Source organism: Pseudomonas sp. GW821-FHT11D10, assembly GCF_058808435.1.
This window is the reverse complement of record NZ_JBXARR010000002.1, coordinates 757,475-771,201: the sequence shown is the minus strand read 5'-3', so window position 1 is coordinate 771,201 and position 13,727 is coordinate 757,475. Positions and strand designations below refer to the sequence as shown.

At 60.7% G+C, this 13,727-nt stretch carries 12 protein-coding genes; 10 read left to right on the top strand and 2 right to left on the bottom strand.

The features are described 5' to 3' along the window. The first annotated feature begins 294 nt into the window (after positions 1–294). The 3 genes from AC1RT4_RS09960 to AC1RT4_RS09950 are packed head-to-tail and all read left to right on the top strand — an operon-like array spanning position 295 to position 4,142. Complete coding sequence (locus AC1RT4_RS09960; RefSeq protein ID WP_493085273.1) at positions 295–1,041, top strand: gluconate 2-dehydrogenase subunit 3 family protein; 747 nt, start codon at positions 295–297, stop codon at positions 1,039–1,041. A 2-nt stretch (positions 1,042–1,043) separates the two neighbouring features. After that, the gene (locus AC1RT4_RS09955) at positions 1,044–2,828 is read left to right on the top strand and encodes a GMC family oxidoreductase (RefSeq protein WP_493085272.1); all 1,785 of its coding nucleotides are present in this window, start codon (positions 1,044–1,046) and stop codon (positions 2,826–2,828) included. 12 nt (positions 2,829–2,840) lie between these two features. Continuing rightward, positions 2,841–4,142, top strand: a complete 1,302-nt coding sequence (locus AC1RT4_RS09950) for a c-type cytochrome (RefSeq protein WP_493085271.1) — start codon at positions 2,841–2,843, stop codon at positions 4,140–4,142. Between the two features lie 53 nt (positions 4,143–4,195). On the opposite strand, the gene AC1RT4_RS09945 is transcribed toward AC1RT4_RS09950, so the two are convergent. Beyond that, positions 4,196–4,498 (bottom strand): hypothetical protein, encoded by a 303-nt coding sequence (locus tag AC1RT4_RS09945; RefSeq protein ID WP_007953977.1) that lies wholly within the window; start codon positions 4,496–4,498, stop codon positions 4,196–4,198. A 233-nt stretch (positions 4,499–4,731) separates the two neighbouring features. Here AC1RT4_RS09945 and AC1RT4_RS09940 point away from each other — a divergent pair, with 233 nt between their 5' ends. From AC1RT4_RS09940 to AC1RT4_RS09930, 3 genes are all read left to right on the top strand, one after another. Then, positions 4,732–5,790: a PA0069 family radical SAM protein gene (locus tag AC1RT4_RS09940; RefSeq protein ID WP_493085270.1), complete on the top strand. Its 1,059-nt coding sequence runs from the start codon at positions 4,732–4,734 to the stop codon at positions 5,788–5,790. 238 nt (positions 5,791–6,028) lie between these two features. After that, on the top strand, positions 6,029–6,760 hold the full coding sequence (locus AC1RT4_RS09935) for a carbonic anhydrase (RefSeq protein ID WP_007953979.1): 732 nt from the start codon (positions 6,029–6,031) through the stop codon (positions 6,758–6,760). Between the two features lie 90 nt (positions 6,761–6,850). Then, positions 6,851–8,377, top strand: a complete 1,527-nt coding sequence (locus AC1RT4_RS09930; protein WP_493085269.1) for a SulP family inorganic anion transporter — start codon at positions 6,851–6,853, stop codon at positions 8,375–8,377. Between the two features lie 51 nt (positions 8,378–8,428). Here AC1RT4_RS09930 and AC1RT4_RS09925 read toward each other — a convergent pair whose 3' ends face one another. Beyond that, a complete protein-coding gene (locus AC1RT4_RS09925) occupies positions 8,429–9,061 on the bottom strand; it encodes a hypothetical protein (RefSeq protein ID WP_007953981.1) in 633 nt (210 codons plus the stop codon). Positions 9,062–9,430: 369 nt separating this feature from the next. On the opposite strand from AC1RT4_RS09925, the gene coxB reads away from it, so the two are divergent. From coxB to AC1RT4_RS09905, 4 genes are all read left to right on the top strand, one after another. Next, positions 9,431–10,558 carry a cytochrome c oxidase subunit II gene (gene coxB, locus AC1RT4_RS09920; RefSeq protein ID WP_085606416.1) on the top strand — a complete coding sequence of 376 codons (1,128 nt, stop codon included), beginning with the start codon at positions 9,431–9,433 and terminating at the stop codon, positions 10,556–10,558. An 82-nt stretch (positions 10,559–10,640) separates the two neighbouring features. Then, on the top strand, positions 10,641–12,233 hold the full coding sequence (ctaD, locus tag AC1RT4_RS09915) for a cytochrome c oxidase subunit I (RefSeq protein WP_007953983.1): 1,593 nt from the start codon (positions 10,641–10,643) through the stop codon (positions 12,231–12,233). A 27-nt stretch (positions 12,234–12,260) separates the two neighbouring features. Then, complete coding sequence (locus tag AC1RT4_RS09910) at positions 12,261–12,812, top strand: cytochrome c oxidase assembly protein (protein ID WP_085606414.1); 552 nt, start codon at positions 12,261–12,263, stop codon at positions 12,810–12,812. Positions 12,813–12,837: 25 nt separating this feature from the next. Next, positions 12,838–13,725 carry a cytochrome c oxidase subunit 3 gene (locus AC1RT4_RS09905; protein WP_493085268.1) on the top strand — a complete coding sequence of 296 codons (888 nt, stop codon included), beginning with the start codon at positions 12,838–12,840 and terminating at the stop codon, positions 13,723–13,725. Positions 13,726–13,727 lie beyond the last annotated feature (2 nt).

Here is a 13,727-nt window from a genome sequence, read left to right as displayed (position 1 = left end):
TTACGGCGTCCGTGTGGGTTTTGTCAGTGAAGGCCGCAGCTTGCGAGCCACGCAGTCAAATCCCTGTGAGGCGCTTGTAAAAGAATCGTGAAGACACCGGTTCCCTTGGTCGAAAAGCGGTCTTTTTTTGGCTGAATCGGTTCATCCGGTTGCTTAGCCTGCTACCATTTGTCACATCATGTTGCAGACGCGTCCCCCTTCTCCCGGTCATTCCGGCCACGTCGCAGCCCGAACATTCTTGAGCCGTTCACAGAAACGGCTGACAACCATCAATGCCTGATGAGGTGCATCCCCATGTCTGATGAAGATCGAGACAACCCGCGGCGTGATTTTTTGCGCAAATCCCTGACCCTGATTCCGGTCGTCACCCTCGCCGGCAGCGGACTCGGCAGCACGGTGCTGCAAGCAGCGCCTGAAAGCGCGCCTGCCACGTCCCAGGCGAAAACGGCCGCCGTTGAAGCGAGCACCTATCAGCCGAACTACTTCACCGCCGAAGAGTGGGCGTTCATCAATGCCGCCGTCGCGCAATTGATCCCCAACGATGCGCAGGGCCCAGGTGCACTCGAGGCCGGCGTGCCGGAATACATTGACCGTCAGATGAACACCCCGTACGCCGCCGGTGCCCTTTGGTACATGCAGGGCCCGTTCAATGCCGACGCCGCGCCGGAGATGGGCTGGCAGAGCAAACTGGTGCCAAAAGAGATCTATCGCCTCGGCATCGCCGCCGCGGATCAGTGGGCAAAATCCATCAACGGTAAAACATTTGCCGAGCAAGACAGCGCTACCCGAGACGATCTGCTCAAGCAGCTTGAAGCCGGAAAACCGCAATTCGACGCGGTTCCGGCGAAGATTTTCTTCAGCTTGCTGCTGCAAAACACCAAGGAAGGGTTCTTCTGCGACCCGATCCACGGCGGCAACAAAGGCATGGTCGGCTGGACCATGATCGGCTTCCCCGGCGCCCGCGCCGATTTCATGGATTGGGTGGAACGCAACGAGCAGTACCCCTTCCCGGCAGTTTCGATTCGCGGCGAGAGGGCGTGAGCATGGCAACGGTAATGAAGAAGGTTGACGCAGTGATCGTCGGTTTCGGCTGGACGGGCGCGATCATGGCCAAGGAGCTGACCGAAGCCGGGCTCAACGTGCTGGCGCTGGAACGCGGGCCGATGCAGGACACCTACCCGGACGGCAACTATCCGCAGGTGATCGACGAACTCACCTACAGCGTGCGGAAAAAACTCTTCCAGGACGTTTCCAAGGAAACCGTCACCATCCGTCACAGCGTCAACGACATCGCCTTGCCGAACCGCCAGTTGGGCGCGTTCCTGCCGGGCAATGGCGTGGGCGGCGCCGGGCTGCACTGGTCGGGCGTTCACTTTCGGGTCGACCCGATCGAGTTGCGCATGCGCAGCCACTACGAAGAGCGCTACGGCAAGAGTTTCATCCCCAAGGACATGACCATCCAGGACTTCGGCGTCAGCTATGAAGAGCTGGAACCATTCTTCGACTTCGCCGAAAAAGTCTTCGGCACCTCAGGCCAGGCCTGGACCGTGAAAGGCCAACTGGTCGGTCAGGGCAAGGGCGGCAACCCGTACGCGCCGGATCGCTCGAACCCGTTCCCGCTGGAAGCGCAGAAGAACACGGTTTCCGCACAGCTGTTCGGCAAGGCGGCTGCCGAAGTCGGTTACAAACCCTACAACCTGCCTTCCGCCAATACTTCAGGGCCGTACACCAACCCTTACGGCGCGCAGATGGGGCCGTGCAACTTCTGCGGTTTCTGCAGCGGTTATGTTTGCTACATGTATTCCAAGGCGTCGCCGAACGTGAACATTCTGCCGGCGCTGAAGCCGCTGCCGAATTTCGAACTGCGGCCTAACGCCCACGTTCTGCGGGTCAACCTCGACAGCACGAAAACCAAGGCCACCGGCGTCACCTACATCGACGGTCAGGGTCGCGAGATCGAGCAACCGGCGGATCTGGTGATCCTCGGCGCGTTCCAGTTGCACAACGTGCGCCTGATGCTGCTCTCCGGCATCGGCAAACCGTACGATCCGGTCAGCGGCGAAGGCGTGGTCGGGCGCAACTTCGCCTACCAGAACATGGCCACGATCAAGGCGTTCTTCGACAAGGACACCCACACCAACAACTTCATCGGCGCCGGCGGCAACGGTGTGGCGGTGGATGACTTCAACGCCGACAACTTCGATCACGGACCGCATGGCTTCGTCGGTGGCTCGCCGATGTGGGTCAACCAGGCCGGCAGCCGACCGATCGCCGGCACCTCCAACCCGCCGGGCACCCCGGCCTGGGGCAGTGCGTGGAAACGCGCGACCGCCGATTACTACACCCACCAGGTGTCGATGGACGCCCACGGCGCGCATCAGTCCTACCGTGGCAACTACCTCGATCTGGACCCGGTGTACCGCGATGCCTACGGCATGCCGCTGCTGCGGATGACGTTCGACTGGCAGGAAAACGACATCAAGATGAACCGCTTCATGGTCGAGAAAATGGGCAAAATCGCCGAGGCCATGGGCCCGAAAGCCATCGCCGTGATCGGCAAGAAAGTCGGCGACCACTTCAACACTGCGTCGTACCAGACCACCCACCTCAACGGTGGCGCGATCATGGGCACCGATCCGAAGACCAGCGCGCTGAACCGCTACCTGCAGAGCTGGGACGTGCACAACGTGTTCGTCCCGGGCGCCTCGGCGTTCCCGCAAGGCCTGGGTTACAACCCGACCGGGCTGGTTGCCGCGCTGACCTACTGGTCGGCGAAAGCGATCCGCGAGCAATACCTGAGAAACCCCGGCCCGCTGGTTCAGGCTTAAGGAGCGATGACCATGAAGACTCTCGTTATCGCGACCCTGGCGCTGCTCGGCAGCACGGCCGTTCATGGCGCCGAAGTTGATCAATCCTTGATCAAGCAAGGCGAATACCTCGCCCGTGCCGGCGACTGCGTGGCTTGCCACACGGCCAAGGACGGCAAGCCGTTCGCCGGTGGCCTGCCGATGGAAACCCCGATCGGCACGATCTACTCGACCAACATCACCCCGGATAAAACCGGCGTCGGTGACTACAGTTTCGAGGATTTCGACCAGGCCGTACGCCATGGTGTGGCCAAAAACGGCAGTACCTTGTACCCGGCGATGCCGTACCCGTCCTACGCCCGTGTCAGCGAAACCGACATGCAGGCGCTTTACGCCTACTTCATGCATGGCGTGGAACCGGTAGCGCAGGAGAACAAAGCCAGCGACATCCCGTGGCCACTGAGCATGCGCTGGCCACTGATGGGCTGGCGCTGGCTGTTCGCACCGAAGGTCGAGGATTACAAAGCCGCGTCGGACGATGCCGTCGTCAGCCGTGGGGCGTATCTGGTGGAAGGCCTCGGACATTGCGGCGCCTGCCATACGCCACGGGCCCTGACCATGCAGGAAAAATCCCTGAGCGCGGCCGAAGGCAGCAGTTTTCTGTCAGGCAGTGCGCCGCTGGAAGGCTGGATCGCCAAGAGCCTGCGCGGCGACCACAAGGACGGTCTCGGCAGCTGGAGCGAAGAGCAACTGGTGCAGTTTCTCAAGACCGGTCGCAGCGACCGCAGTGCGGTGTTCGGCGGCATGAGCGACGTGGTCACCCACAGCATGCAGTACATGACCGACGCCGACCTGACCGCGATTGCCCGTTACCTGAAATCGCTGCCGGCCAATGATCCTGCCGACCAGCCGCACCAGTACGACGAAAAAGCCGCCAAGGCCTTGTGGAATGGTGACGACAGTCAGCGCGGAGCCTCGGTGTACATCGACAACTGCGCGGCGTGCCACCGCACCGACGGCCACGGCTACACCCGGGTGTTCCCGGCGCTGGCAGGTAATCCGGTGCTGCAATCGGACGACCCGACTTCGCTGATCCACATCGTGCTCAAGGGCGGCACCCTGCCTGCAACGCACACGGCGCCGTCTACCTTTACCATGCCTGGCTTCGCCTGGCGTCTGTCGGATCAGGAAGTGGCAGATGTCGTGAGCTTTATTCGTGGAAGTTGGGGTAACAAGGCATCCCCTGTCACCGCGAAAGAGGTTGCAAAATTACGCACCGACGATATGACTACAACATCAGCCGGTGATCTTGGACAAGTAACCAGCCACAACTAAGCACAATAACCCCTGCATGATTAATCATGCAGGGGTTATTGATTCAATCGCTGTTACGGATTGGTAATACTGGCATAGGCTTTGGCCAGGGCAACCAGTTTGGCTCGATCCTGCTCACCGATTTCACCGTCACGATCCACATCGTGCTCCAGACGGCCGATGCTGAAGGTATGGCCGCCATCCCGGGAGGTCGCGGTGACAAAAATCGGATCAACCAGCATTTCGGTCTGCACGCCAGCCTCGGCATCCCAGCCCAATTCCTTACGCGCCAGTTGCATGGATACCAGTGTATTGGGCTCCGATGGGCCGGGCTGCATCAGTTGCAGAAAAATACCGCGCGAATTAAAAAACGACATCATCAATTCCTTTTGTCTTTTATATAATCAAGTGTTGTGAAGCGGAGTGAATACTACGAACCTGAACAGTAAACGAACAGCCAACTTATGTTTCTTCAATTTGCACAACTGCAACTTTAGCTCTAGACAAACTTGCAACTAACCGCTCGATTTATTGATGGACGGCCGAACGGTAGTGGATCCTCCGCCGCCTTGCGGATACTGTATGTATGTACAGATCAAGGACACCCGTGATGACCATCCCCTTGCCCCCGCGCGGTCGCGGCACCGCGACCAACCCGCACAACCGCTTCGCGCCGAGTCGTTCGGTGGCCGAGGATGACGGCTGGTTTCAGGAAGTGCCTTTGACCCAGGGCACCGAAGTCAGCTTCGAAACCGCGAAGACCATCATCACCCGCAACACTTCGCCGGACCTGCCGTTCGACCGCTCGATCAATCCCTATCGCGGCTGTGAGCATGGATGCATTTATTGCTATGCGCGGCCCAGCCACGCCTATTGGGACATGTCGCCGGGGCTGGATTTCGAAACCAAACTGATCGCCAAGACCAATGCCGCCCAGGTCCTGGAAGAACAGTTGGGGAAAAAAGGCTATCAATGCGCGCCGATCAACCTCGGCTCCAATACCGATCCCTATCAGCCGATCGAACGCGAACACCGGATCACCCGCCAGACCCTCGAAGTACTGCTGCGCTACCGGCATCCGGTGACCATTGTCACCAAGGGCTCGCTGATCCTGCGTGATCTCGATCTGCTCACCGAACTGGCACAACAGCGGCTGGTGGCGGTGATGATCAGCCTCACCACCCTGGACGACGAACTCAAACGCATCCTCGAACCCCGCGCCGCCGCGCCCAAGGCCCGGTTGCGGGCGATCCGGGTCATGCGCGAGGCGGGGATACCGGTCGGTGTGCTGTGTTCGCCGATGATTCCGATGATCAACGACAGCGAAATCGAAAGTCTGCTGACCGAAGCCCACGCCGCCGGCGCCCAGAGCGCTGCGTACATGATGCTGCGCCTGCCGCTGGAGGTGGCACCGCTGTTCGAGGAATGGCTTGAAGCACACTACCCGCAGCGCGCGGCGCATGTGCTGAGCCTGATCCGCCAGAGCCGTGGCGGCGAGCTCTACGACAGCCGTTTCGGTGCCCGGATGCGCGGCGAGGGGCCATTTGCCGACCTGCTCGCCCAGCGCTTCGCCAAAGCGCTGAAACGCCTTGGGCTCAATCACCGCGAAGGCTTCAACCTCGATTGCACGGCCTTCTGTCCGCCGGGTCGCCAGATGGCGCTGATTTAGGGACAATTGGCCTATGGTTGAGAGGAAGGAATGCTTGGCCCGGTTTACGCCGGTCACGTTTTTTGTGACCTGGAACACACGTTCTAGAGCGCTTGATTCAGTTTGAGTTAAGTTTCGGCGGTTACCTTGTTCATCGAGTGACTGACGGGTCGGGATGACCCGGATGTTCTAAACAGCCACTGGCTTCACACCGGAATACACGGGAACGACTCCCCGAATCCGCCAATGAGGATGAATCATGAGTGACAAGGATAAACAGCCGTTGGCTGCGTCGGCGCAAGCCGCCCCTGTGGCGGAATCCGCCGATGCAGCGTTGAAGCATATCGTTGACGGCTTTTTGCATTTTCATCATGAGGTCTTTCCGCAGCAGGAAGAACTCTTCAAGAAACTCGCCACGGCCCAGTCGCCACGGGCGATGTTCATCACCTGCGCCGACTCGCGCATCGTGCCCGAACTGATCACCCAGAGCTCGCCCGGCGATCTGTTCGTGACCCGTAACGTCGGCAACGTCGTTCCGCCCTACGGTCAGATGAACGGCGGCGTTTCCACCGCCATCGAATACGCGGTACTGGCCCTTGGCGTCCAACACATCATCATTTGCGGCCACTCCGACTGCGGCGCCATGCGTGCGGTGCTCAACCCGGACAGCCTGGAAAAAATGCCGACGGTCAAAGCCTGGCTACGCCATGCCGAAGTCGCGAAAACCATGGTGCAGGACAACTGCAACTGCGCCAACGAAAAAGAAAGCATGCCGATCCTCACCGAGGAGAACGTCATCGCCCAACTGCAGCACTTGCGTACCCATCCTTCGGTAGCCTCGCGCATGGCGAACGGTCATCTGTTCATCCATGGCTGGGTCTACAACATCGAAACCAGCGAAATCAAAGCTTACGACGCGGATCAGGGTTGCTTCCTGCCGCTCGACGGCAGCCATCCGATCCCGGTGGCGACGCCCAAAGCGCGCTTCTAAATCCTCCTAAAAATCTGTGTGGTTTGACGCCGGCCGCTGTTTCAGCGGCCAGGCCTCGCCACGCCTGAAGAAAACTTCGGGAGTATCGCCATGCGTGCGGCTCAATTGAAAGCTGTGTTGCCACGGGAGCTGCTCGCTTCAGTGGTTGTGTTTCTGGTCGCCCTGCCGCTGTGCATGGGCATTGCCATTGCTTCTGGGCTGCCGCCGGCCAAAGGCCTGATCACCGGGATCATCGGCGGTCTGGTGGTGGGCTGGCTGGCGGGTTCGCCGTTGCAGGTCAGCGGGCCGGCGGCGGGTCTGGCGGTGCTGGTGTTCGAGCTGGTGCGCCAGCACGGCATCGAGATGCTCGGGCCGATCCTGCTGCTCGCCGGTTTCCTGCAACTGGTGGCCGGGCGGCTGAAGCTCGGTTGCTGGTTCCGGGTCACGGCGCCAGCGGTGGTGTACGGCATGCTTGCCGGGATTGGCGTGCTGATCGTGCTCTCACAGGTGCATGTGATGCTGGATGCCGCGCCGAAGCCCTCCGGCCTCGACAACCTCACGGCATTCCCCGGCGCGGTGGCGCAGGCCTTGCCGTCCTTTGGCTGGCAGGCCGGGTTGCTCGGGCTCGCTACCATCGCCGTGATGTGGCTCTGGGAGAAATTTCGCCCGTATTCACTGCGCTTCATTCCCGGCGCGTTGCTCGGGGTCGGGCTGGCGACAGGCGCCAGTCTGTTATTGGCGCTGCAAGTGAAGCGGGTTGAAGTGCCAGCGAATCTGGCCGAAGCCATCGACTGGCTGAAACCGGCGGATCTGCTGAGCCTGGCCGACCCGACGCTGCTGATCGCCGCGTTCGCCGTGGCCTTCATCGCCAGCGCCGAAACCCTGCTGTCCGCCGCCGCGGTGGATCGCATGCACAGCGGCCCGCGCTCGGACTTCGACCGTGAGCTGTCGGCGCAAGGCGTCGGCAACATGCTTTGCGGTCTGGTCGGCGCGCTGCCGATGACCGGCGTGATCGTGCGCAGTTCGGCCAACGTCCAGGCCGGCGCCACCACACGCTACTCGACGATTTTCCATGGCCTGTGGCTGCTGGCGTTCGTGCTGTTGCTGTCGAGCGTGTTGCAGAGCATTCCGGTGGCGAGTCTGGCGGGCGTTCTGGTCTACACCGGTTTCAAACTGGTGGATCTCAAGGCGTTCCGCGGTCTGGGCCGCTATGGCCGGATGCCGATGTTCACCTACGCCGCCACGGCGCTGGCGATCATCTTCACCGATCTTTTGACCGGCGTGCTGATCGGTTTCGGCCTGACCCTGGTGAAACTGGCGTTCAAGGCCTCGCGCCTGAAAATCAGCCTGATCGATCTGCCGCAGGACGGGGAAATGGAGTTGCGTCTGGTGGGCGCGGCCACATTCCTCAAAGTGCCGGCACTGACGCAGGTGCTGGGCAGCATTCCGCCGGGCACGACTGTGCACGTGCCGCTCAATAACCTGAGCTACATCGACCATTCGTGTCTGGAACTGCTCGAAGAGTGGGGCCGGGCGAATGCGGCCAAGGGGGCGAAACTGTTGATCGAGTCGCGCGGATTGAAACGCAGGCTCGAGGGGCGGATCCGCACCACCACCGGGATCGGAGCGGCGGGCTGAAAACACTTGGGGGAACAGAGCAATCTGTTCCCCCAATCGTTTGCGCCGAGATCAAGCCGCAGGCTGATCCAGCTCCAGGCCCACGCCCAGACGGCGGCTCATGCACGGCCAGCGTTTCCACGCCGCACCGGTGTCCGGGCTGCTGAGTTTCTCGCGGTAGGCTTCCACCGACTCCAGCGCAAAGCTGTCGTCGTCGAGCATGCTGTCCACCGCGTGATGCACCACTTCGTCGAGTTGGTTGGCAAATTCCTCACCGATCAACTGGTGAGCAATCAGATTGGCGACCGTCATGTCCAAGGGGATCAGTGGCTGGCCGAAATGCTTGATGTACAGGTCGTTGACCTCTTCGACAAAGCGGTGCGCCAGATAGGCTTCGTCCAGCAGACTGTCCAGGCCCACGGGCGGCTGGATGAAGTACTGCTCGGCGATTTTCAGCACCGGTTTGATCTGCGACTCGATTCCCGCTTCCCTGGCGACTTCATTGGCTGCATCCAGCAGGTCTGGCACTTCGTCGATGTAGGCGGCGACAAAACGCGTCAGCACGCCGTTGGCGTCGGTTTCCGGCAACTGGATGGCCGGGTGCAGGTGTTGCAGTTGGGCTTCCAGCTGACGGGTCAGCTTTCCGGTTTCAATCTCGTGTTGTCGGGCTATGTGGATCTGCTCGCGCAATGCGGCGGTGTTCATGAAAACTCCAGGAAACAAGGCAATGAAATAGGGAAGACATAACTTAGCTGGCTTACGAAAAATGCTAAGACGCATTTGTCATAATTATTTCATCCTTGATGCAACGGCGTTATATCGGTTTGCCACCACTCGTCTGCATCCTTCTCCATTCGTGCCCTGGAACGCAAGTGCCAGCTGTTTCATTCGATTTACGTGCGCACATTGCATTTTTCAGCCGCTGTCTATACTCGCCAGTGAATGGAGTTAGCTGATGACGCCCGACTGCACCCGCAGCAAGGCCCGGCGATTCAAGTTCGTAGTCTGATGCAGCCGATCCCTTGCCGCAGGCGAAAGCCGGCGGGATAACAAGAACGATAAGGGGAACCCGCAATGATGCGACATCCACACGTCTGGATGGGCCTCCTGTTGTGGTCGATTTTCAGCCCGGCGCACGCTGCCTGGACTGTGAATATGGCGCCTGGAGCGACTGAAATCAGTCACGCAGTATTCGACCTGCACATGACCATTTTCTGGATCTGTGTGGTGATCGGGATCATCGTCTTCGGCGCCATGTTCTGGTCGATGATGGTGCACCGCCGTTCTACCGGGCAGGTCGCCGCAAAATTCCACGAAAGCACCACCGTCGAAATTCTCTGGACCGTCGTCCCGTTGCTGATCCTGGTGGCGATGGCCGTTCCGGCGACCGCGACCCTGATCAAGATGTACGACACCAGTGAGCCGGATATCGATATCCAGATCACCGGGTATCAGTGGAAGTGGCACTACAAATACCTGGGCCAGGACGTCGAGTTCTTCAGCAACCTGGCCACGCCCGCCGAGCAGATCCACAACAAGGAAGCCAAGGGCGAGCATTACCTGCTCGAGGTCGACAAACCGCTGGTGCTGCCGACCGGCGCCAAGGTGCGCTTTCTCGTGACGTCCGCCGACGTGATCCACTCCTGGTGGGTGCCGGCCTTCGCGGTCAAGCGCGATGCGATTCCCGGGTTCGTCAACGAAGCCTGGACCCGCATCGACAAGCCCGGCCTCTACCGTGGTCAGTGCGCCGAGCTGTGCGGCAAGGATCACGGCTTCATGCCGATCGTGGTCGACGTCAAGGAAAAGGCCGATTACGAAAAATGGCTCGCCGAGCGCAAGGCCGAAGCGTTGCAGCTCAAGGAGCTGACCAGCAAGGAATGGACCCTCGACGAGCTCAAGGAACGTGGCGACAAGATCTACCACACCACCTGCGTCGCCTGTCACCAGGCTGAAGGCCAGGGCCTGCCGCCGATGTTCCCGGCCCTCAAGGGCTCGAAAATCGCCACCGGCCCGAAAGACGCGCACCTGAGCATTGTCTTCCACGGCAAGCCCGGCACCGCCATGGCGGCGTTCGGCAAGCAGCTGTCGGAAGTCGATATCGCAGCGGTCGTGACCTACGAACGTAACGCCTGGGGCAACAACAAGGGCGACATGGTCACGCCAAAAGAAGTGCTGGAGCTGAAACAGGCGGAAAGCAAATGAGCCGGTCTATTGCGTACTTCGTGAACCGGTCGGGGCCCTGCGCCCCGGCCTGCCCAGTCCACTCTTTTGAAGGAGACCGGCCATGAGCGCTGTCATCGATGACCACGGTCATGCCGACCACGACCACGCCCACGGCCCCGCCAAAGGCCTGATGCGCTGGGTGCTGACCACCAACCACAAGGACATCGGCACGCTGTACCTGTGGTTTGCGTTCTGCATGTTCCTGCTCGGCGGCTCGTTCGCCATGGTGATCCGCGCCGAGCTGTTCCAGCCCGGCCTGCAGATTGTGGAGCCTGCGTTCTTCAACCAGATGACCACCATGCATGGCCTGGTGATGGTGTTCGGTGCGGTGATGCCGGCGTTCGTCGGCCTCGCCAACTGGATGATCCCGCTGATGGTCGGCGCGCCGGACATGGCCCTGCCGCGGATGAACAACTTCAGCTTCTGGCTGCTGCCGGCGGCGTTCCTGCTGCTGGTCTCGACCCTGTTCACCCCCGGTGGCGGGCCGAACTTCGGCTGGACGTTCTACGCACCGCTGTCCACCACCTATGCCCCGGAAAGCGTGACGTTCTTCATCTTCGCCATCCACCTGATGGGGATCAGTTCGATCATGGGCGCGATCAACGTGATCGCCACCATCCTCAACCTGCGCGCCCCCGGCATGACCCTGATGAAAATGCCGCTGTTCGTCTGGACCTGGCTGATCACCGCGTTCCTGCTGATCGCGGTGATGCCGGTGCTGGCCGGGTGCGTGACGATGATGCTGATGGACATCCACTTCGGCACCAGCTTCTTCAGTGCCGCCGGTGGCGGTGACCCGGTGCTGTTCCAGCATGTGTTCTGGTTCTTCGGCCACCCCGAGGTGTACATCATGATCCTGCCGGCCTTCGGTGCCGTCAGCCAGATCATCCCGACCTTCTCGCGCAAGCCGCTGTTCGGCTATACCTCGATGGTCTACGCCACGGCGAGCATCGCGTTCCTGTCGTTCATCGTCTGGGCGCACCACATGTTCGTGGTGGGCATCCCGCTGGTGGGCGAGCTGTTCTTCATGTACGCGACGATGCTGATCGCGGTGCCGACCGGGGTGAAGGTGTTCAACTGGGCCAGCACCATGTGGCAAGGCTCGATGACCTTCGAGACGCCGATGCTGTTTGCGGTGGCGTTCGTGATCCTGTTCTCGATCGGCGGTTTCTCCGGGCTGATGCTGGCCATCGCGCCGGCGGACTTCCAGTACCAGGACACCTACTTCGTGGTCGCGCACTTCCACTACGTGCTGGTGCCGGGGGCGATCTTCGGGATCTTCGCCTCGGCCTACTACTGGCTGCCGAAATGGACCGGCCACATGTACGACGAAACCCTGGGCAAGCTGCACTTCTGGCTGTCCTTCGTCGGCATGAACCTGACGTTCTTCCCGATGCACTTCGTGGGTCTGGCGGGCATGCCCCGGCGGATTCCCGACTACAACCTGCAGTTCGCCGACTTCAACATGGTCTCGTCGATCGGCGCGTTCATGTTCGGCGCCACGCAGATCTTCTTCCTGTTCATCGTGATCAAGACCATCCGTGGCGGCGAGCCGGCTCCGGCCAAACCGTGGGATGGCGCCGAAGGTCTGGAATGGAGCGTGCCGTCACCGGCGCCGTACCACACCTTCACCACGCCGCCGGAAGTGAAATGAACCCTGTAGCCGTTGAGGGCCGCCACCATGGCTGACTCGATCTCGATGAAGAAGCTGGTCACCCGATTGCTCGGCGTGGTGGTGGCGATGTTCGTCTTCGGTTTTGCCCTGGTGCCGATCTACGACGTGATGTGCAAGGCGTTCGGCATCAACGGCAAGACCGCCGGGCAATACGAAGGCGAGCAGACCGTCGATGCTACGCGGCAGGTGCGGGTGCAGTTTTTGTCGACCAACACCGCCGACATGCCGTGGGATTTCTACCCCAAGCATGACGAACTGACGGCCAACCCCGGCGCGGTGAACGAGATGATCTTCATCGCGCGCAACCCCACCGACAAACCGATGAGCGCGCAAGCCGTACCGAGCATCGCGCCGAGCAATGCGGCGGCGTATTTCCACAAGACCGAATGCTTTTGCTTTACCCAGCAGGTGCTGCAGCCCGGTCAGCAGATCGAGATGCCGGTGCGTTTCATCGTTGACCGCGACATGCCCAAGGACGTGAAGCACCTGACGCTGTCCTACACGCTGTTCGATATCACCGCCCGACATCCTCCGGTGGCTGCAAACACTGGCGGTTAAGCGTGCCCGATAAGGAGAACAATAAATGGCAACTCATGAGCACTATTACGTCCCGGCCCAGAGCAAGTGGCCGATCGTGGCCACGGTGGGGATGTTGGTCACCGTGTACGGTCTGGCGACCTGGTTCAACGATCTGAAGGCAGCGCGTCCGGAATCCCACGGCCCGCTGATCTTTTTCGTCGGCGGCCTGTTGCTGGCGTACATGCTGTTCGGCTGGTTCGGTACGGTGATCAAGGAAAGCCGCGCGGGGTTGTACAGCCCGCAGCTGGACCGCTCGTTCCGCTGGGGCATGAGCTGGTTCATTTTCTCCGAGGTGATGTTCTTCATCGCCTTCTTCGGCGCGCTGTTCTATGTGCGGCACATCTCCGGCCCGGCGCTGGGCGGCGAAGGCACCAAAGGCATCGCCCACATGCTCTGGCCGAACTTCCAGTTCACCTGGCCGCTGCTGCACACGCCGGATCCGAAACTGTTCCCGCCTCCGAAAGAAGTCATCAGCCCCTGGGGCCTGCCGCTGATCAACACCATTCTGCTGGTGAGCTCCAGCGTGACCATCACCATCGCCCACCACGCGCTGAAGAAAGGTCATCGCGGCGCGCTGAAACTGTGGCTGGCAATCACCGTGCTGCTGGGTTGCGCGTTCCTCGGCTTCCAGGCTGAAGAATATATCCACGCCTACCACGAACTGGGGCTGACCCTCGGCTCGGGCATCTACGGCGCGACGTTCTTCATGCTCACCGGTTTCCACGGCGCCCACGTGACCATCGGCACGATCATTCTGTTCGTGATGCTGATGCGCATCATGAAGGGCCACTTCGACAACGAACATCAGTTCGGTTTTGAAGCGGCGAGCTGGTATTGGCACTTCGTCGATGTGGTGTGGATCGGCTTGTTCATCTTCGTTTACGTGCTCTGAGG